Origin of the sequence: Arthrobacter citreus, from assembly GCF_038405225.1 — a bacterium.
Taxonomy (GTDB): domain Bacteria; phylum Actinomycetota; class Actinomycetes; order Actinomycetales; family Micrococcaceae; genus Arthrobacter_B; species Arthrobacter_B citreus_A.
The window spans coordinates 1,478,181-1,497,116 of record NZ_CP151657.1 but is presented as its reverse complement, the minus strand read 5'-3'; the positions used below and the strand labels follow the sequence as shown (position 1 = coordinate 1,497,116).

At 65.3% G+C, this 18,936-nt stretch carries 16 protein-coding genes and 1 riboswitch; of the genes, 12 read left to right on the top strand and 4 right to left on the bottom strand.

Annotated elements, in window-relative coordinates:
• The first annotated feature begins 147 nt into the window (after positions 1–147).
• The 4 genes from AAE021_RS06835 (at position 148) to AAE021_RS06820 (ending at position 4,000) form a co-directional block, all read left to right on the top strand.
• Positions 148–1,215, top strand: coding sequence for an FUSC family protein (locus tag AAE021_RS06835; protein ID WP_342024861.1), 1,068 nt, complete (start codon positions 148–150; stop codon positions 1,213–1,215).
• Positions 1,216–1,301: 86 nt separating this feature from the next.
• Entirely contained in the window at positions 1,302–1,970 is a 669-nt protein-coding gene (locus tag AAE021_RS06830) for a response regulator transcription factor (protein WP_342024860.1), read from the top strand.
• A complete protein-coding gene (locus AAE021_RS06825) occupies positions 1,967–3,325 on the top strand; it encodes a HAMP domain-containing sensor histidine kinase (protein ID WP_342024859.1) in 1,359 nt (452 codons plus the stop codon). Before AAE021_RS06830 ends, AAE021_RS06825 begins: the two co-directional genes overlap by 4 nt.
• Positions 3,326–3,382: 57 nt before the next feature.
• The gene (locus AAE021_RS06820) at positions 3,383–4,000 is read left to right on the top strand and encodes a hypothetical protein (RefSeq protein WP_342024858.1); all 618 of its coding nucleotides are present in this window, start codon (positions 3,383–3,385) and stop codon (positions 3,998–4,000) included.
• Between the two features lie 162 nt (positions 4,001–4,162).
• On the opposite strand, the gene AAE021_RS06815 is transcribed toward AAE021_RS06820, so the two are convergent.
• Both AAE021_RS06815 and AAE021_RS06810 read right to left on the bottom strand, forming a co-directional pair.
• Positions 4,163–5,086, bottom strand: coding sequence for a LysM peptidoglycan-binding domain-containing protein (locus AAE021_RS06815; RefSeq protein WP_342024857.1), 924 nt, complete (start codon positions 5,084–5,086; stop codon positions 4,163–4,165).
• 3 nt (positions 5,087–5,089) lie between these two features.
• Positions 5,090–5,241, bottom strand: a riboswitch (cyclic di-AMP (ydaO/yuaA leader).
• A 335-nt stretch (positions 5,242–5,576) separates the two neighbouring features.
• Positions 5,577–6,179, bottom strand: coding sequence for a hypothetical protein (locus AAE021_RS06810; RefSeq protein ID WP_342024856.1), 603 nt, complete (start codon positions 6,177–6,179; stop codon positions 5,577–5,579).
• 219 nt (positions 6,180–6,398) lie between these two features.
• Here AAE021_RS06810 and AAE021_RS06805 point away from each other — a divergent pair, with 219 nt between their 5' ends.
• Positions 6,399–8,009 carry a GNAT family N-acetyltransferase gene (locus AAE021_RS06805; protein WP_342024855.1) on the top strand — a complete coding sequence of 537 codons (1,611 nt, stop codon included), beginning with the start codon at positions 6,399–6,401 and terminating at the stop codon, positions 8,007–8,009.
• Here AAE021_RS06805 and AAE021_RS06800 read toward each other — a convergent pair.
• On the bottom strand, positions 8,006–8,650 hold the full coding sequence (locus AAE021_RS06800; protein ID WP_342024854.1) for a response regulator transcription factor: 645 nt from the start codon (positions 8,648–8,650) through the stop codon (positions 8,006–8,008). The genes AAE021_RS06805 and AAE021_RS06800 overlap by 4 nt on opposite strands.
• Positions 8,638–9,915: a sensor histidine kinase gene (locus AAE021_RS06795; RefSeq protein WP_342024853.1), complete on the bottom strand. Its 1,278-nt coding sequence runs from the start codon at positions 9,913–9,915 to the stop codon at positions 8,638–8,640. The genes AAE021_RS06800 and AAE021_RS06795 overlap by 13 nt, the downstream gene beginning before the upstream one ends.
• 155 nt (positions 9,916–10,070) lie before the next feature.
• Here AAE021_RS06795 and AAE021_RS06790 point away from each other — a divergent pair, with 155 nt between their 5' ends.
• From AAE021_RS06790 to AAE021_RS06760, 7 genes are all read left to right on the top strand, one after another.
• Entirely contained in the window at positions 10,071–10,835 is a 765-nt protein-coding gene (locus AAE021_RS06790; protein WP_342024852.1) for an ABC transporter ATP-binding protein, read from the top strand.
• 1 nt (position 10,836) lies between these two features.
• Complete coding sequence (locus AAE021_RS06785) at positions 10,837–13,326, top strand: ABC transporter permease (RefSeq protein ID WP_342024851.1); 2,490 nt, start codon at positions 10,837–10,839, stop codon at positions 13,324–13,326.
• Positions 13,327–13,456: 130 nt separating this feature from the next.
• Positions 13,457–15,010 (top strand): MDR family MFS transporter, encoded by a 1,554-nt coding sequence (locus tag AAE021_RS06780; RefSeq protein WP_425362457.1) that lies wholly within the window; start codon positions 13,457–13,459, stop codon positions 15,008–15,010.
• 134 nt (positions 15,011–15,144) lie between these two features.
• On the top strand, positions 15,145–15,510 hold the full coding sequence (locus AAE021_RS06775; protein ID WP_342024850.1) for an Lsr2 family protein: 366 nt from the start codon (positions 15,145–15,147) through the stop codon (positions 15,508–15,510).
• 371 nt (positions 15,511–15,881) lie between these two features.
• Positions 15,882–17,120, top strand: a complete 1,239-nt coding sequence (locus AAE021_RS06770) for a cobalamin-independent methionine synthase II family protein (protein ID WP_342024849.1) — start codon at positions 15,882–15,884, stop codon at positions 17,118–17,120.
• 85 nt (positions 17,121–17,205) lie between these two features.
• Positions 17,206–18,468, top strand: coding sequence for an acyl-CoA dehydrogenase family protein (locus AAE021_RS06765; RefSeq protein WP_342024847.1), 1,263 nt, complete (start codon positions 17,206–17,208; stop codon positions 18,466–18,468).
• Positions 18,469–18,478: 10 nt separating this feature from the next.
• On the top strand, positions 18,479–18,925 hold the full coding sequence (locus tag AAE021_RS06760; protein WP_342024846.1) for a hypothetical protein: 447 nt from the start codon (positions 18,479–18,481) through the stop codon (positions 18,923–18,925).
• The last annotated feature ends 11 nt before the right edge of the window (positions 18,926–18,936 follow it).

Below are 18,936 nucleotides of genomic sequence, written 5' to 3'. Positions count from 1 at the left end.
CCCCGATCCAAGGCCCGGCGCCAGAACGGGTGCCGCACCGGTAGGAGATGAATCACGTGGGTGGCTGCCATCCCGGCGGAGGCCTCACTCATAGGCTGGAAAGGCGGCAAATCTCCTGTTCCTGCCGCGGTGAAAGGCTCGTTAACCGTGAAGCAAGACCTCCGTGGTTTCCTGGCAGTCCCGGCGGGCCGCGGACACCGGTTCCCCGCCGTGCGGGTGGCCGCGGGGATGCTCCTTCCGCTCCTGGTACTGATTATGCTGGGCCGCACGGACCTGACGATGTGCGCCATCTTCGGGTCGCTGACCGGAGTCTTCGGCCGCGCTGAACCTCACTGGCGGCGGCTGCGCCACCAAACCCAGTCCGGTGTGCTGATGTCCCTGACCGTGGTGGCCGGAGTCTCCATGTCTGTCGCAGGACGCAGCGACTGGGAACTGGTGGTCGCCGCCACCATTGTGGCCGGGGTGATCTCGGTGGCGGCGGACTACCTGCGGATCCGCCCCGCCGGCCCCTTCACCTACATCTTTGCGTTTACCGCAACCGCTGCCGCACCGTTCTCCGGGTCCGTCGCGGAAGCCGCGCTGGCCGTATCCGGAAGCGCAGCGACAGCGGTTCTGCTGGGAATCGCCGGCCGGGTCCACGCCCGCCGCCATACACCGGTGTTGCTGCCCCAGCAGGCTCCTCCGCCGGGAGCGGCACACATCCTCGCCCACTCCGGACGGTATGTCGCAGCTGTCGCTGCCGCCGGCTCCCTGGCCCTGCTGCTGGGGCCGGGCCACAGCTACTGGGCGATGCTCGCGGCCTGTGCACCCATTGCCGCAGCGGATGCCGCACATGCGCCGGCCCGCGCCGGCCACTTCATCCTGGGCACCTACGCCGGCGTGCTGTTGTCCGCACTCCTGCTGCAGGCGGACTGGAGCCCGGTGCAGCTGGCGGTTCTCCTGGCAGCCCTGCAATTGGGCGGCGAGGTGTACGTCATCCGCCACTACGGGCTCGCCATGGTCTTCCTGACACCGGTGGCGCTGCTGATGACAGGCTTTGTCTCAGTGCAGCCGGTAAGGGATCTGACCGTGGACCGGGCGGTTGAAACCACCATCGGCGTCCTGGTTGCCGTCGTCGTCATTTTGCTGACGACCGGTGGCGGAGCGGCCTGGGCAAAGAACGTGGGCCGGCAGCTGCGGGGTCGGCCCGCACCGGCCGGGCCAACACAGCGGTAGTCCCACCCCAGCTGATTCCGGTGGAGGAGCACCCGGCGGCCTGCGTTCCCGGGTGTTTCGGCTAGCCCGCGGATAGACTTTCGGGCATGACGGACCGTCCCCGGATCCTGGTCGTGGAAGATGACCGCAGCTTGGCGCGGATGCTGGCGGAGCTCCTGGAATCCGAAGGATATAAGGTGACGGTTGCTTATGACGGACAGCGGGCCCTGCACGAAGGGCTGACACATCCGTTCGACGTCCTCCTCCTGGACCGGGGCCTGCCGGCAATTGAGGGACTAGATGTCCTGACGCGGCTGCGCAGCCGGGGCATTTACGTGCCGGCGCTGGTGCTTTCCGCGCTGGGCAACCCGGCTGACCGCGTGGAAGGCCTGGACCGCGGAGCCGAGGACTATCTGGCCAAACCCTTCGACATCGACGAGCTGCTGGCCCGCCTTCGGGTGCTGCGGCGCCGGAATCTGCCCCGCACACCTGCCCTTCCGGTCCCCGGCGGCGTCCTGGATACCACCGGCCGCACGGTCACGACCGACGCCGGCGAGGTGGTGGTGCTCTCCGAACGTGAGGGTGCGCTGCTGGAACACCTGGCCCGGCGGCCCCGCCAAGTCTTCCCGCGCGCGGAACTGCTTGACGCCGTGTTCCCTGACGCTGACGACGACGGCGTGGTGGACACCTATGTTCACTATCTTCGGCGGAAGCTGGGCAGAGGGGTGGTGCTGACGGTGCGCGGGATCGGTTACCGGCTTGGTGCGCCGGCATGAAGCGCTGGCGCGGGGTCCGGGAGATCCGGGAGAACCGGGAGAGCCGGGAGGACGCTGAGCTGACCCGTGCGTCGCTGCGTTTGGCGATGCAGTTTACGGCCCTGGTGGTGGTGCTGCTGGGCGTTGCCGGGGGCCTGGTGTATGGACTCGTCGCCGCCCAGACGCGGGATGCCGCCGAAAACACGCTGTCCTCGGCAACCCAGTTCGACTCTCCCCGCGAGGCACCACTGGATGTGTTCCTGGCGGTGTACGACGACGGAAGGTTGGCTGTGTCCCGCAACATGCCCGCCGGCCTCCCGTACGAGGAAGCGCTGGCGGATGTGGCCGAGACCGGGCAGGCCCGCCGCGATACGGTGGCCGCGGGGGACCGGACCTATGAGGTTTTGACGGCCCGCCGCGGCCGGGATGTGGTCCAAGCGGCAGTGGATACCCGCGAATCCGCTGACCAGCTGCGCCGTCTGGCTTTTGCCCTGGTGATCTCCGTGGTGATTGCAGGCCTCCTGGCCGGAGCCGTCTCGGCGCTGGCGGCCCGGGCGGCCATGCGTCCGATGGCTGAAGCACTGGCACTCCAGCGCCGGTTCGTGGCTGATGCGAGCCATGAACTGCGGACCCCGCTGACACTGCTCAGCACCCGGGTGCAAATGCTTCGGCGGCGGCTGATCGCCGATGCAGGCGGATCGGGGTCGAAACGTGAAGCTGATGGGGGTGGGGGAGAGGCTTCGGAAGCGGTGGGTTCTGAGGGAGCGAATTCGGATGCGGTCCGGGCCGCCGACGACGTCATCGCCGACACCAAGGTGCTGACCGGGATCCTTGAGGACCTGCTGATGGCTGCGGATCCCCGGCAAACCGGAGCCACGGAACCCGTGAACCTGGTTGACCTTGCACAGTCGGCGGTACGGGCGCTCCAGCCCGAAGCCAACAGACGAGACTTGTCCCTGGAACTTGATCTTCCCGATACCGATGTCATTGTCCTTGGCGGGGAGATTGCCCTGCACCGAATCTTCACCGCCCTGGGCGCTAATGCCTTGGATTATGCGCGTTCTGTCGTAGGAGTGTCGGTGCGCCGCAGCGGCCGGGAGGCCGTCATTCGAGTATCGGACGACGGCCCCGGGTTCCCGCCCGGATTCAGCACGCATGCCTTCGAGCGGTTTGCCTCGACACGGCACCGGGCTGACTCGGAGCAGACCCGCACGCCGGATGGTTTACCGGAGTCCCGGCATTATGGATTGGGCCTTGCCCTCGTGGCGGAGATTGTTGCCCGCTGCGGCGGCAGTATCCGCGCATTGCCGAATGCCGCACCCGGCGGTGGAGGTGCAGTGGAAGTCCGACTGCCGCTTGCCAAGTCTGAACCCTAAAAAACCCTTACCTGGTCTGGACGCTAAGAAACCTCGAAGAATCAGCTTCGAAAATGGATGCGTAAGCAACCCCACTATTTGGAGGTGATTATCACTATGGCTTTGCGGGACAAAGCCAGGGGCCCGCTGGGTTGGATTCTTGGTGTTGTGGGCGGTCTGGCGCTGTTGGTTGGTTCGTTTTTTGCCGGCATGGCCACCGCGGATTCCCCGGCGGATCAGGAGCAAGCCTCAGTAACCGAGCAGCAGGACGCCCAGAACCAGGACGCCCAGAACCAGGACGCCCAGAACCAGGACGCCGAGAGCAACGCCGAGGCGGAGGACCAGGACGGCCGGCCCGAACGCGGTCCCCGGTTCGACGGCGACGGCGAAGACTCGGACGGCGGTCCAGACTCTAATGCGGATGCGGATGCGGATGCGGATGCCGATCCCGACGCCGACGCTGATGCCGGTAAGGAGTCCACGGACGGGGATGCCCGCAATCAGGGCTCACGGGGCGACGCCCGGCACGGGGACGGCCACCATGACAGTCACCGAGGCGGCCACGGCCCGGACGGCAGCGGCCCGGACGACGGTGGCCCGGACGACGATGGCGGGCGCGGTGCCGACGACGACACCGCCGAGGATGCTCCCGTACGGGAGGAAAGCACCCCGGAACAGGATGAACCGGCCGCGTAATGCGGGTTGTTCGTCCTGCAGCGTGTCCGAATAAACCGGAAGGCCCAAGGGGCCCGAACGCACAAAGAACGCCCGGCCAAATGGCCGGGCGTTCTTTGTGTGGTTTCACCGAGGGTTGGGCCGTTCGCTTCCCGCCCCTGCGGTAAATCTACTGGTGCGTGATTAGGCTACGCGGTAGTACGAGGCACCGGAACCGACGTTAGCGCTCTGCTGAACAGTCTGGTTGCCGTTCCATCCGCTGTGGATGGCCTGGCCGTCACCGATGTAGATGGCGATGTGGGCAAAGCCCATGCCGCCGTCGGCGTAGTAGATGATGTCGCCGGGCATCGGGTCAGAGACCGGAGTTCCGTAGGCGGCAAGCTGTGCCGGGGCCAGATCGCCAACTGAGTGTCCTGCTGCCCGGAGGGCAACTTCCACCAGCACGGTGCAGTCCTGCATGGCACCCATCTGGGAGAAAGCGGAGTTCAGCATGGTCTGGTTGGTGCCCGTGGCAGCTACGCCGGCTGCGGGAGCAGGCGTCACGGAAGAGGCCTGGGTGCTGATGCCGCTCAGGTCGACGGCGGCTGCGGTTTCTGCCGCTGCTGCCGGTGCTGCCGGTGCTGCCGGTGCCGCGTAAGCAGCAGCCGGTGCGGCTGCAGCAGCCGGAGCTACTGCGGCGCCGCCGGCGTATGTGATGACATCGCCGGGGTAGATGATGGATTCAAGGGACAGGCCGTTCTGGGCCAGGATGTCCTCAAGCGTCACGCCGTAGGTTGCGGCAATCTTGCTCAGCGTGTCGCCGGACTGGACCACGTGAGTGGAACCGGAAGCTGCCGGAGCGGCTGCCGGAGCGGCTGCGGGAGCTGCTGCCGGAGCAGCAACGGGGGCGGAAACAGCGGCAGGTGCGCTGTAGAACTCGGATGAGTCATTGGCGATGACACCGGCAGAGGCCGGAGCCGCCATACCGAGCATCAGGCCGGAACCTGCTGCCACGAAGGCAGCGGTGCTGCCGATGGTGCGTGCTTTGCCGCTGGTGGCGTTCGCAAGTGCGGACCACATTCCGGCGGTCTCGGCACGGTGACGTCCACGAGTGTTATTGAAAGACATTGAGTTACCTCTCCCGATACCTGCGAGGTGAGCTGTCGGATGCGGATGGGAGTCACCCGGTCAGCCGTAGAAACCTCTGGCTGACTTAACCCCAAGGATTCAAAGGAACCCGTTTGTGGTTCCCCCGCCTCTGCCGAAGTGTGTATATCTGTGGACCTTGACCAGCGGCAGAGCTAGGTAACAAGCCAAGGGAGCCGCTTCAGATAACGGCACGTCCACTACGCTACAAGAGGATTACGGGAGGATAACTATTTAGTAACGGACCTCGCAGATGCGTGTGAGTGTCGCCTCTTTGTGCTATGCGTGGGCTATGGCACCATGGGCCACGGCTTGCCGCGCTGATCGCGCCGCAGTTTCCGCATTTCTCCGGTGGTCGTTGCCTGGTTCGAGCGGCCGGGCCTGCTGAGATCGTGACAGTGGCCGGCTAGGAGGAGAGTGGCATGGACGACAGGTCTTACGGACGCCGCAGGAAGGGCCAGCCCCGGTCCGGCTAGTTTGTTTGGCGGACCACGTTGGCGACAGCGAAGTTGCCGTACCCCTGAAGGATGTCGCCCGGTGCCAGCCTCACATCGCGCACCAGTCCAGCACCCTTGAGCACTGCCCCGCGCTTCTCCGGCGGCCCGGACCGGAAATCCCCGCCGTCCGCAAGGACCACGGATTCGGCCTCGACAGCGCCAAGGACCTGCGAGCCGGAGCCAAGCACCGAGCGGCCCGTCACCACGGGGCCGTTGGCCAGGCGGGCACTGTCGCCCACAGCCACGGCATCTCCACGGCCAGCCTTGAGCTGCACGCTGCCGGGGCCGAGCGTGATGTCGGAGCCCATCAGGATCATTCCGCCATGCTCGGCGGAGACAAAGGCGCCCGGATAAAACACATTGCGGTGTCCGATAACGCAGGAACTCTCAGAATCGGCCTGAAGGACGACGCCCGGATAAAAAACGTTTCCTTCGCCCAGCTGCACTTTTGCCGAAATCAGCGTTGACGAAGGATCCAGTATCTGCTGAGTTGCGCAAAGTTGCAGCACTTCAGCAACGGTGAGGAAACCAAAATCCTGGCGAATACTGTCGGCATCGGTTCGCTGAGGAGTTGGCATGTTGTTCTCTTCCTTAGTCATCTGGCCGGGACCTTACTATCAGCTGGAACCGGGAGCACTCCCAGCCTACCCGTCTCCGCCAGGGCATTGCCGCTCCAAGGAGCGTGAGCACAGTGGAAACTTCACACTTCAAACTAATACAGCGGCACCAGGCAATTGCGCCATGATGTAACGGGGTAAAACAACCGCCGCAAAGACGCAGAGGTAAGGAAAGCTTCGATGATCAGCCAAAGTGGCGCCGGCACGGTTCTTCAAACCAGCAGACTGATTCTTGAACCGCTGCTCCCGGACCATGCCGTCGAAATGGTGCCGGTCCTCGCCCATCCCGGGCTTTACGAATTCACCGGAGGCGAGCCGCCCACACTGGAAGGACTGAGTCACCGTTATGTCCTCCAATCCGGCGGGGACCCGTCGGGGGTTGAAACGTGGCTGAACTGGGTTATTCGGGAGCAGGGCACCGGATCCGCCGCAGGCTTTGTTCAGGCTACTGTCGCTGCCGGCGGCCGGGCAGCGGACCTGGCCTGGGTTATGGGTCGGGAACATCAGGGTCGAGGCTATGCCACGGAAGCGGCTGGTGCCATGGTGGAGTGGCTGATCCGGCAGGGCGTGGGGCGGTTTTGCGCCGGCATCCACCCCGGCAATGCGTCCTCCGCTGCGGTGGCTGCCCATCTGGGTCTGGCGCGAACAGGCCGGGTCGACTCTGACGGCGAGGAAATTTGGCAGCTTGACGCAAGGAGGGGCACCACTGCGGGCGCCACGGCTCCGGCCCCGGACCTTGATGCCTCAGCCGTGGACCTAATCCTGCGGACCGCCGCCGACCGGGATGAGTTTTCCGGAACCATCCAGCTGTCCCGGGGCGGCAGCATCCTTCTCGAAGGGGCCTACGGTGTGGCCTCCCGGCGCTGGAACGTGCCGGTAACGCTGGGCACACGGTTCGACGTCGCCTCCGTCACCAAGCTGTTCACCTCTGTGGCCGTCCTGCAGCAGGTGGACGCCGGGACGCTGGAGCTGAACACCCCCATTGGGCGTTTTGTGGAACTGGACGGCACCCGGGTGGACCCCGCGATCACGCTTGGCCAGCTCCTGAGCCACACCTCGGGCATCGGAGACGACGCCGATGAGGAAGCCGGCGAATCCTACGAGGAACTCTGGACGGACCGTCCCTCCTATTCGGTCACCGAGACCGCTGACTTCCTGCCGCAGTTTGTCCACAAGGAGCCGAACTTCGCCCCGGGCGAAGGCTGCCGCTACTGCAACTGCGGCTACATCCTCGCCGGGCTGGCGCTGGAGGCGGTGACAGGAGTGAGCTACCGGGACTACGTTCGGGAACAAGTCTTCGCTGCCGCAGACATGCGGGATTCAGGCTTCTTTTCCCTGCGGGAAGCCGTGCCGAACGTGGCCGAGGGGTGGGACCCGGTCCGCAACGACGCAGGCGCGGTGATCTCCTGGCGGCAGAACATCTTCAGCTACCCGCCGATCGGTTCCCCGGACGGCGGTGCCCACTCAACCTCCGCTGACCTGGTCCGTTTCCTCGATGCTGTCCGGGGCGGCAGGCTGCTGTCCGCAGAATCCACTGCGGCGTTCCTGGCTCCGAAGGTCAAGCACTCAGACCTCGACGCCGGTGAGCTTCACTACGGTTACGGGCTGGAGTTCAGGCTTGACGCGCGCGGGCAGACCGGCCTGATGTACAAAGAAGGCATTAACGCCGGGGCCAGTGCGTTCCTGAGCTACTCTCCGGAGCCGGACATCACCCTGGCACTTGTCGCAAACTCCGAGGAGGGGGTCTGGGGACCGCTGGCGGAGATTCAGGCACTGCTTCGAGGGGACTAGGACCGCAGGTACGCCAGGGTGGCGAGCACCCGCCGGTGGCCGCTGTCCGACTGGGCCAGCCCCAGCTTCGCAAAGATATTGCCGATGTGTTTGCTGACAGCAGTTTCCGAAACGGAAATGGCCGAAGCGATGGCCGTATTGCCGAGCCCCTCTGCAACAAGCCCCAGAACTTCGAACTCCCGGGGAGTCAGGGACCTGATGGGGTCCCGGTTGCTGCGCCGGCTGAACAGCTGGGCGATGACCTCGGGATCCATGACCGTTCCGCCGGAGGACACGCGGCGCAGCCCGTCAACAAATTCCCCGACGTTGCCCACGCGTTCCTTGAGCAGGTAGCCCACGCCCTGCGCACCGGAGGCCAGCAGCCTGCTGGCGTAACGGTCCTCGACATAGGCGGACAGGACAAGGACGGGAAAATCGGGGACCCGTGCGCGCAGTTCCAGGGCCGCCTTTAACCCTTCATTCGTGAAGGTGGGCGGCATCCGCACATCAAGGACGGCGCCGTCGGCGATTCCTGGTTCAAAGGCCGCCAACAGGTCATCGGCGTTGTCCCACGAGCCCACCACGTCAAAACCCTCTCCCCGCAGCAGCAACTCCAGTCCGGCCCGCAGCAGCGCATCATCCTCGGCAATCAGAAGGCGCATGGCAGTTCCACCCTTACCGTCGTCGGTCCGCCAACCGGACTGGTCAGCACCAGCCTGCCGCCAAAGGCAGCGGCACGCCGGGCGATGCCGGACAGACCGGTTCCCGAACCGTTTGTTGTCTCCGCAGCGCCCACCCGCGCACCTCCGCGGCCGTCGTCGTTCACCTGTATCACCAGGACATCCTCCCGAGGGGTTGATTCGGTCTGCAGGACCACGTCTATCCGTGCCGCATCGGAGTGCTTGGCCGCGTTGGTCAGCGCCTCGGCCAGGACAAAGTAGGCGGCCGATTCCACGGCCGCGGGTGCTCGCTGAAGCCCGTCAACGGTCAGCGTGCAGGGTATGGGGGACCGGCTGGTCAGCGCCGAGGCCGCACCGCCCAGTCCCAGTTCGTCCAGGACCGGCGGATAGATGTCGTGCACGGCGGCCCGCAGGCCGGCTAGTGCTTCGGAGGCCGCGTCCTGGGCCCGGCCGATAAAGGGCACGGCGGCGGCCGGATCGGTCTCGGCAGCACGCTGGGCGAGTCCGAGCATCATGACGACGCCGACCAGCCGGTTCTGCGCGCCGTCGTGCAGTTCCCGCTCAATGCGGCGCAGCTCCGCCGCGTGGGCGGCGAGGGCGCTGGCACGGGCCGCCGAAAGCTCCGAAATCCGCTGGGACAGATCGGCATAGCGGCGGGGAGAGAGGATGGCCAGCGTGCCTTGGCTGATCCGCCGGGCCATCCACGGAAGAAGAAGCCATGCGGCAGCCCCGTAAACCGCGCCCAGCAGCATGGTGAGGACGGCTTCCCCCCAACTGTGGATGGTTACTGTCAGCTCCAGCGGAGCCTCCGGCGGGAACAGGGGCCAGAACGGGGCAGCCACTATGTACAGCACCGCGCCCAGGGGCAGCGCCACGGCGAGTGCGCCCGCCAGGAAGGCAAAGGCGCCGTGGAACAGAAGCCAGGAGAAGTCGCGTTTGGACTCCGGAGCACTCAGCAGAGCCGCCAGCTGGGCGAAGGAGTAGCGGCCGGTTAAACGGCGGCGGTCAAAGGGGATCACGGCGGACGAGAATTTGGCCGCCCGGTCCTGTGCCCCGGCGGCGAGCCGGTCCAGGGCTTCCAGCAGTCCCGGAACCGCGTAAAGCCCCACACCCAGGGCGATGAATGGGAGCAGCACCACACCGGCGATCAGCACTCCCAACGTCCCCAGCCAGTATCCGCCCTCGCGCAGGAGGAAGGCCGCATCCCGGAGACGGGTCTGCAGGCTGGCACGGCTGGGGAGTATCACCTGATGAATTATGCCCGAGCGCCCACGCGCTGTCGGTATAGCCAGCTATACCCCAAACCGGCCCGTTGGCTGTATCGGATACCGATGCGGATCTCCGTAGCGTCGATGGAAGCAAAGATCTCCACCATCACTGAACCCGCGCAAAGGATGAACCCATGTTTTCCGATCCCTCTGAATTCACCGATCCCACAACTCCGGCCGCCCTGCAGCTGCAGGGCGTCTCCAAGAGCTACCGCTCCGGCAGCACCACGGTGCCGGCCCTCCGCGACATTTCCCTCGCCGTTCCAGCCGGAACGTTCACCGCCGTCATGGGCCCCTCCGGCTCGGGCAAGAGCACACTGCTGCAGTGCGCCGCCGGGCTCGATGTCCCGGACAGCGGCCGGGTGCTGCTGGGAAGCACCGAGATCTCCGGAATGCGCAGCAAAGCGCTGACCCGCCTGCGCCGGGACCATGTCGGTTTTGTCTTCCAGTCCTACAACCTGCTGCCGCAGCTGTCGGTGGCCCGGAACGTCACCCTGCCGCTGCTGCTCGCCGGGCGGGGGACCGACGACGCATGGCTCGAGTACGTGCTGGAGGCCGTGGGGCTGGCCGGGCTGGGGGAGCGGAAGCCGCAGGAGCTTTCCGGCGGCCAGCAGCAGCGCGCGGCCATTGCCCGTGCCCTGATCACCCGGCCCGACGCCGTCTTCGCAGATGAACCCACCGGCGCCCTCGACTCCGGCACCGCCCGCCAGGTGCTGAACCTGCTCCGGCACACCGTTTCGGTCCTGGGCCAAACGGTTGTCATGGTCACCCACGATCCCGTGGCCGCCGGCCACGCGGACACCGTCATTTTCCTTGCTGACGGACGGCTCGATGGCAGCATGACCGGAGCCACCGCCCTCGATGTCAGCGAACGCATGGCCAACCTTGGGGAGCACTGAAATGTTTTCTCTTGCCAAAGCATCAATCCGATACCACCGCGGCGGCTTCGCCGGAGTGTTCGTCGCCGTCTTCCTGTGCGCAGCACTGATCACCGCCATGGGTGTCCTGATTGAATCCGGAATGCGCGGCGGCATCGCCGCCCAGCGGTTCCAGGGCGCCGACGTCGTTGTGGGCGCCCCGCAGTCGCATCCCGTTGTGGAAGACATGGATGCGCCCTTCGCCGAGCGCGTCCTGCTTTCCGAAGGAACGATGGCGGAGATTGACGCCGTACCCGGCGTTGAAAAAGCCGTGGGAACCGTCGAGATTCCCCTGGCCACGGCGGAAGGCTCCGCAGTGTCCGCAGCGGGGTGGGATGCCGCCGCCCTCGCCCCTTATGCGCTCAGCTCAGGGAACGCTCCCCTTAAGCAGGATGAGGTGGCGGTGGACGACTCCTTCAACGTGGACCCGGGCAGCACAATCATCCTGAGCCACGGCGGTGAGCCGTCCGGGTACACCGTGTCCGGCATCGTGTCTCCGGAACAGGGTGCGGAAACCCGCACCGCGGAACCGGCCGTTTTCCTCAGCGCCGAAGGTGCGGCAGCGCTGTGGCCGCACGGTGACATGGTGGCCACGGTGGGAGTCATCGCCGAACCCGGCGTCCGGCCGCAACAGCTCGCTGCGGATATCGAGTCTCAGGTCGGCGGTGTGGTGGGCTACACGGGGGACCGGCGCGGGGATGTGGAAAACCTCGGCGGTTCCGCCGCCCGGTCCACCCTGCTGGTCTTCAGCAGTTCCCTTGCGGGTGTGGCCGTGATGACAGCGGTGTTTGTGACCGCCGGAACCCTGTCCCTGTCCATCATGGGACGCCGCAGGGAGTTCGCGATGCTCCGGGCAGTGGGGGCAGGCGCCAACCAGGCACTGGGCCTGGTGGTCCGCGAAGTGCTGCTGGTCTCCGGGGCGGCTGCAGTGCTGGGGGCGGTACCCGGGTTTCTGCTCGCCGGTTTCCTGGGCGGCCAGTTCGCCGCGGCGGGCGTAATTCCGGAGAACTTCCGCCTGGCCTTCAGTCCTCTGCCGGCGCTCGCGGCCGTGCTGATCAGTATTGGCGCCGCGGTGGGCGCAGCACTTGTTGCCGCCCGCGGAACAGTTCGGGCGGCTCCAACAACTGCCCTTCGTGAATCAGTGACGGAAAAATCCCAGCTTGGCCGCGGACGGGTCATTACGGGACTGGCTCTGCTGGCATCCGGCCTCATCGCTTCCCTGATGCCGGTGGCCTTCCCGGGCACCGCCGGGCTCGCAGCGGCGGCGTCCAGCATCCTGCTGCTGATCATCGGTGCCGGCGTCCTGGGCCCGTGGCTGGTGACGGGACTGATGAAACTGATGCAGCCGCTGGTCCGCCGCAGCTCATCGGCGTCCCTGATCCTGGCGGAGGCCAATGCCACCGCTTTCCCGCGCCGCCTGGCCTCGGGGATCATTCCGCTGGCGCTGGCCATCGCGCTGGGGTCGGTACAGTTCTTCATGCCCACCACAGTGGCGGCCGAAGCTGACCGGCAGTCCCGCGACGGAGTGGTGGCCGGGTACCTGGTCAGTGCTCCGGGATCCGGGGTTTCCGCTGATCTCGCGGACCAGGTGGCCGACCTGCCCGGAGTGGAAGCCACCTCACCGGTGGCCCGGTCCGCGATCCTCGCGAAGGCCGCCTTCATGGGTATGGAGGACGGCGTGCAGCCCTACGCCATCCAGGGGCTGGCCCCGCAGGATCTGTCCGGGACGCTGGACCTCGGGGTAAATGAGGGTTCCCTGGACCGGCTGGCCGACCCCGAAACAGTGGCCCTGAGCGCTGATCTGGCCCGGGAAACCGGCACTGAGCTGGGGGAGGACTTCTCCTTTTACTACGGTGACGGAACCGAGGCGACCGCCGTCGTCGTCGCCACCTATGAGCGGGGGCTGGGATTCGGTGACGTCGCGGTGTCCAACGACACCCTGCGCAGCCACACCACCACGGGCCTGAATGACTATCTGCTGGTGACGGCGGCGCCGGACACGGATCCGGAGGCCATAACCGCTGGGGTGAGCGATCTGGGCCTGACGGTCCTGGACCGGGATGATCTCGGAGCCGCCGGAGCAGCGGAACGGAATGCGGACTCCTGGGTCTCCGTCCTCGCCATGCTGGTCCTGCTGGGGTACCTCGGGATTTCAGTGGTCAACACCCTGGTGATGGCAACGGCCCGACGGCGGCCCGAGCTGCTGCTGCTGCGCACCCTGGGAGCGTCTGACGCACAGCTCCGGCGGATGACAAGGCTTGAGTCGGGCGTGGCGGCGGTGGCCGCCGTCGTGCTGGGAACAGCCCTGGCGGTGCCGCCGCTGATGGGGATCGCCTTCAGCGTCTCCGGGCAGCCGGTGCCCACAATTCAGCCGGTGGCTTATCTGTTGCTCGCCGGCACGACGGCGCTCTTGGCCCTGGGATCCGTGGCGGTGGCCACAAAAGCCGCACTGCGCCCGGCCCCGGCCGGGTGATAGCTGCGGCTTGACGGTGCGGGGTGCTTTGGCGGTGCGGCGGCTCAGGCCGCCGCACCACTGCGTTCTGATCTGCGTTCTGTCCTGGGCTGGTCTTTAGGCACAGGGCCCCCGACAGGGCACGGATAGGATGGCAGACCGGGCAAGACCCGACACCCGTCTACACCATCGTGAACAGGATTTCTCTCTTTTGAGCATCGACCCCCCTTCCGCAGTCTCCTCCAAACCGCCTCGAGGCGCCCGGGTTCCGTCACCGGATGCCCTGGACCCGCGCACCAAAACCGTGATCGGGCTCCTGCTGGTCTCGTCCTTCGTCGTGATCCTGAATGAAACCATCATGAGCGTGGCGCTGCCGCGGCTCATGGCGGACCTGAACATCACCGCCGGAACAGCCCAGTGGCTCACCACCGGCTTCATGCTCACCATGGCCGTGGTCATCCCGGCCACCGGTTTCCTGCTGCAGCGCTTCTCCATGCGCGGTCTGTTCATGACGGCAATGTCGCTGTTCAGCGCCGGCACCCTGCTCGCCGCGATGGCACCGGGGTTCGGCACTCTGCTGGCCGGACGGATCATCCAGGCCGGTGGTACCGCCATCATGCTGCCGCTGCTGATGACCACCGTCCTGAACGCTGTCCCCGCGCACCGCCGCGGACGCATGATGGGCACCATCTCGATTGTTATTGCCGTGGCTCCGGCCATTGGCCCCACCGTTTCCGGCATCATCCTCAGCGTCCTGGACTGGCGCTGGATGTTCTGGCTGGTCCTGCCGATCGCCGTGCTGTCCCTGGCGGTGGGAGCGGTGAAGGTCCAGAACCTGACCGAGCCCAAGAGTGTTCCGTTCGATGTGCTGTCCATTGTGCTGTCCACCGTTGCCTTCGGCGGACTGATCTTCGGACTCAGCAGCATCGGCGAAGCCGCCTCCGGCAAGGCCCTGATGCCGCTGTGGATTCCCCTGACCGCCGGGGCGGTGGCGATGGGCGGGTTCATCTGGCGCCAGCTGGTGCTCCAGCGCAACGACCGGGCACTGATGGATCTGCGGACCTTTACCAGCAAACCGTTTGTCGTCGCCATTGTCCTGGTCCTGGTCAGCATGATGGCGCTGTTTGGATGCCTCATTGTCCTGCCCCTGTACCTGCAGACAGTCCTCGGGCTGACCACACTGAACACCGGACTGCTGCTGTTGCCCGGCGGTGCCGTGATGGCGATTCTTTCACCCATCGTGGGCGGGTTGTTCGATAAGTTCGGTCCGCGCCCGCTGGTTATTCCCGGTGCCGTGGTCCTCAGCGCTGCACTGTGGGGCATGACCACCCTGGACCAGGACAGTCCTGTTGCCGTCGTGATCGTGCTTCACTGCCTCCTGAACACCGGGCTCGGGTTTATCTTCACGCCGCTGTTCACCTCTGCCCTGGGATCCCTGCACAAGTCGCTTTATTCCCATGGCAGCGCCATCATCAATACTTTGCAGCAGCTGGCCGGAGCCGCCGGCACCGCGGTATTCATCACCCTGATGACAACCGGCACCGCCGCGGCCGTAAGCGACGGCATGGCAGCAGTGCCGGCCGCGGCCGCCGGCGTCCACACCGCATTCTTCTGGGGTGCGGTTATCTCGCTGGCAGCGGTGGCGGCATCATTCCTGGTGCGCCGGCCTGCTAATGAACTGCCGGAGGGCATAGCCATCCACTAGCGGATGTGCCGTACAGTCCCGGCCGTTTCAATTCGCGGCCGGGACTGCATCACGGAATAGTTATGTGGCCCCCGGGCTATATGTGCCCCGGACCCTATTTCATTGGACCCCTTCGGCTAAACTGTTTCGAAGGGGTGGTCCAGAATTATATGAATAAGGAACAAGACCACGTGGCTCAGAAAAAACAAGTTCTACTGATTGATGACCTCTCCGGTGACGATGCGCAGGAAACTGTGAAGTTCGCACTGGACGGCGCCCAATACGAAATCGACCTGACAACGGAGCATGCTGCTGAACTCCGCGAGAAGCTGAGCCCGTATCTTTCCAGCGGGCGTCGCCTGCGGGGCGGAGCTGCCAACCGGGGTGCCAGGCGTGAAACCGCGCCGCGCAGCGATGACAGCCGGAAGATCCGTGAATGGGCGATTGCCAATGGCTTTAAGCCGAGCGCCCGCGGTCGGATCAGCCAGGAAATCCGGGAGGCGTACAGCGCCGCTCAATAACGTCTTTCCCGCCGTATACGGCGGCTGACCGGGCGGGACAGTTTCCCTGGGGGCGCTATTGTCCCGCCCGGGTGCAGATGCATGTTTGGACACTTGTCATGTGGTGACGCAATCGGCCATATTTCGGCGTGCCCGCGTCATATAACGCGCAGCTGGCGTTTCACGCCACCCTCCCGCATGCTGGTTTCAGCCCCTCCGCACGGCACCCGGCTCCAGCCGGAGAGGGGGCGCACCCGCGCTGCCAGTGGACGGAAACTGCGTCCACACCATCAAGAGCAGCTGAGAGACCTGCCTCCGCGACGCTGCAGCTTCCCCCGGGAATTTTCCTTCCGGAACGGTGCTAATGGCAGGACCGATGGAAGGAATATCCCATGACGCCTGTTCACATTCCCACCAGCCACGCAGGATCGCTGCCGCGCACCCCGGAGCTGATAGCTGCCAACGCCGCTCGCACGTATGCCGGTGACGGTTTCACGCTCGAACGCACGCCGGAGTTTGAGGCATTGTTGTCCGCTGCGGTTGTCGACCTGGTGCAGCGCCAGAAGAATCTCGGCATAACCATCCCCGGCGACGGGGAATACGGTAAGGCCATGTCCAATGCCGTGGACTACGGAGCATGGTGGACGTACAGTTTCCAGCGCACTTTCGGCCTGGAACTCACGGAATTCAATCCCATCACCGCAGACCCGGTTCGCAGCGAACCAGGCCGTATTCGATTGACGTCTTTTGCGGACAGGCGGGACTGGACCCGATTTGCCGCCGCTTATGCCGATCCGGAAAGCGGCATTCAGCTCGGCCGGAACGCCACTGCTTTTCCAACAGCCACCGGCCCCATCAGCTACAGCGGGCATGGAGCGCTAGCCGCGGATATAGCCAACCTCAAAGCGGGTTTGGCTGCCGCAGATCTTCCCACCGGGTTTATTACCGCGTTGTCACCGGGATCAGCCAGCAGAATCGGGAACGAGTACTACGCAAGCGAAGAGGAGTTCATCTGGGCCTGGGCCGATGTCCTGCGGGAAGAATACAAAGCAATCGTTGATGCGGGGCTGACAGTTCAAATTGATGACCCGTCCGTGGCGGAGAACTGGGACCAGATCAACCCCGAGCCAAGCGTGGGGGACTATCAGCGGTTTACCCAAATTCGAATCGAGGCGCTGAACCACGCCCTGCGCGGGCTGCCGGAAGAGCAGGTGCGCTTTCACGTCTGCTGGGGATCCTGGCATGGTCCGCACACCACGGACATTGCGTTTGCTGACATCGTGGACCTGGTGCTTGGAGTGAACGCGGGCTCCTATTCCTTTGAAGCCGCAAACGTCCGCCACGAGCATGAGTGGACCATCTGGCAGGACAAGCAGCTTCCGGACGGCAAGGTCCTTGTTCCGGGGGTGGTGTCCCACGCCACCAACGTGGTGGAGCATCCGGAACTGGTGGCCCAGCGGATAGAGCGTTTCGCCTCGCTGGTTGGGCCGGAGAGCGTCGCCGCCGGCACTGACTGCGGGCTGGGCGGCCGGCTCCATCCGGACATCGCCGTCGCCAAGCTTGAGGCCCTGGGGCGCGGTGCCGAAATTGCTGCGGACCGACTCTCGCGGCGGGTCTCCGCCACCTCTTGACGGACTCCGTGGGGACCCGCATACTCGGTCACTAAGCGTTTAGTTAGTTGACAGTGATTGCTCACCACGAGGCGATGGAGCCGTTATGACGACCACCGAGACCGTCCCTGCCCCTTTTGATCCGACCGCAGTTTCTAATCAAGCAGTCTTTGATCCAACAGCAGTGCAGGACGTTGACAGCGATCTGTATCTTTTGGACAACCTGCTCGACGAGCAGGCGAAGGATGTCCAGAAACGGGTCCGTGAATTCGTGGACAAGGATCTGCTGCCGGTCATCAACGACTACTGGGAGCGGGCGGAGGTTCCGTACGAACTGGTGCCCAAGCTCGCGGCCCTGAACATAGCCGGCGGCACCATCCAGGGGTACGGCTGCCCGGGGCTTAGCCGGATGTCGGCCTCCATTGCGGCGGCTGAGCTGGCACGCGGTGACGGTTCCATCAACACGTTTTTCGGCGTGCACTCCGGCCTGGCGATGGGGAGCATCGACATGCTCGGAAGTGATCAGCAGAAACAGCGCTGGCTGCCGGCCATGGCCCGGTTCGAAAAAATTGGGGCCTTCGCCCTGACCGAACCGGGCCATGGGTCTGACTCCGTCTCCCTGGAAACGTCAGCCCGCCGTGACGGAGATTCATACGTCCTGAACGGCAGCAAGCGCTGGATCGGCAACGCCAGCTTCGCCGACGTCGTCATCATCTTTGCCCGGGATGAAGCCGACAACGCGGTGAAGGGGTTTGTGATGGAAAAGGACGCTGACGGCAATCACCCGGACGGTTACAACGCGACGGTCATTACCGGAAAGATGGGCAAGCGTGCGGTCCTGCAGCCCAATATCGTGATCGAAAATCTGCGGATTCCGGTCGAGAACCGGCTGGAGCACTGCGATTCCTTCAAGGACGTTAACAAGGTCCTGGCGGCAACCCGCGGGGGAGTGGCGTGGGAAGCGCTCGGCCATGCTGTCGCGTCCTACGAAATTGCCGTGGCGTATGCCAAGACCCGCGTCCAGTTCGGCAAGGAGATTGGCCGGTTCCAGCTCGTGCAGAACAAGCTGGCCAATATGCTGGCCCAGCTCACTGCGATCAAGCTGACCTGCTTCCGACTGAACGAACTGGCCGATGAAGGTGCCATGACCAGTCCGATGGCCTCCATGGCCAAGATGTTCGCCGCCCGCCAGGGGCGCTGGATCTGCTCGGAAGCCCGCGACATCATGGGCGGCAACGGCCTGCTCCTGGAGAACCACGTGGCCCGGCATCTGACGGACATGGAAGTGGTGTTCACCTATGAGGGGACCGACACCATGCAGTCCCTGATCCTGGGCCGGCACATCACGGGGTTCTCCGCCTTCGCCTAGGATAGGCGGCATGACGGATTGGGATGACGTACTGGCGGCTGTTGCCGCGGCGATCGGGGGAGACAAGCCCGGGGCCCGGCAGCTGCTGTCGGGTTGCTGGGACAGGACCTCCGTCGATGACCATGGTCAGAGGTGCGTCCTGGCGCACTACCTCGCCGACGTTCAGGATGACCTGGATGCGGAGATCGGCTGGGATGAAACCGCCCTTCATGAACACGGGTTCCTGGCCGACGGCGATCTGGCTCCCGTCGGGATTGCGGGGGTCAAAGGCATGCTTCCCTCCCTGCATTTGAATCTGGGAGACGCGTACCTGCGCCGTGGCCAAACCGCGCTGGCCCGCGAACACCAGCAGGCCGGACAGCTGCACAGCGTGCACCTGTCCAACGACGGCTACGGCGCCATGATCCGTTCCGGCCTGGACAAACTCGGCCTGCGGATCGCTTCCGCCGGCGTTTGAGGCGCCGGCGC

Excerpts from the sequence above, each read along its gene's own strand:
- AAE021_RS06810 (WP_342024856.1), bottom strand. The coding sequence starts at position 6,179 with ATGCCAACTCCTCAGCGAACCGATGCCGACAGTATTCGCCAGGATTTT.
- AAE021_RS06790 (WP_342024852.1), top strand. The coding sequence starts at position 10,071 with ATGTTTTCCGATCCCTCTGAATTCACCGATCCCACAACTCCGGCCGCC.
- AAE021_RS06830 (WP_342024860.1), top strand. The coding sequence starts at position 1,302 with ATGACGGACCGTCCCCGGATCCTGGTCGTGGAAGATGACCGCAGCTTG.
- AAE021_RS06780 (WP_425362457.1), top strand. The coding sequence starts at position 13,457 with ATGGCAGACCGGGCAAGACCCGACACCCGTCTACACCATCGTGAACAG.
- AAE021_RS06800 (WP_342024854.1), bottom strand. The coding sequence starts at position 8,650 with ATGCGCCTTCTGATTGCCGAGGATGATGCGCTGCTGCGGGCCGGACTG.
- AAE021_RS06815 (WP_342024857.1), bottom strand. The coding sequence starts at position 5,086 with ATGTCTTTCAATAACACTCGTGGACGTCACCGTGCCGAGACCGCCGGA.
- AAE021_RS06765 (WP_342024847.1), top strand. The coding sequence starts at position 17,206 with ATGACGACCACCGAGACCGTCCCTGCCCCTTTTGATCCGACCGCAGTT.
- AAE021_RS06760 (WP_342024846.1), top strand. The coding sequence starts at position 18,479 with ATGACGGATTGGGATGACGTACTGGCGGCTGTTGCCGCGGCGATCGGG.
- AAE021_RS06770 (WP_342024849.1), top strand. The coding sequence starts at position 15,882 with ATGACGCCTGTTCACATTCCCACCAGCCACGCAGGATCGCTGCCGCGC.
- AAE021_RS06805 (WP_342024855.1), top strand. The coding sequence starts at position 6,399 with ATGATCAGCCAAAGTGGCGCCGGCACGGTTCTTCAAACCAGCAGACTG.
- AAE021_RS06820 (WP_342024858.1), top strand. The coding sequence starts at position 3,383 with ATGCGTAAGCAACCCCACTATTTGGAGGTGATTATCACTATGGCTTTG.
- AAE021_RS06785 (WP_342024851.1), top strand. The coding sequence starts at position 10,837 with ATGTTTTCTCTTGCCAAAGCATCAATCCGATACCACCGCGGCGGCTTC.
- AAE021_RS06825 (WP_342024859.1), top strand. The coding sequence starts at position 1,967 with ATGAAGCGCTGGCGCGGGGTCCGGGAGATCCGGGAGAACCGGGAGAGC.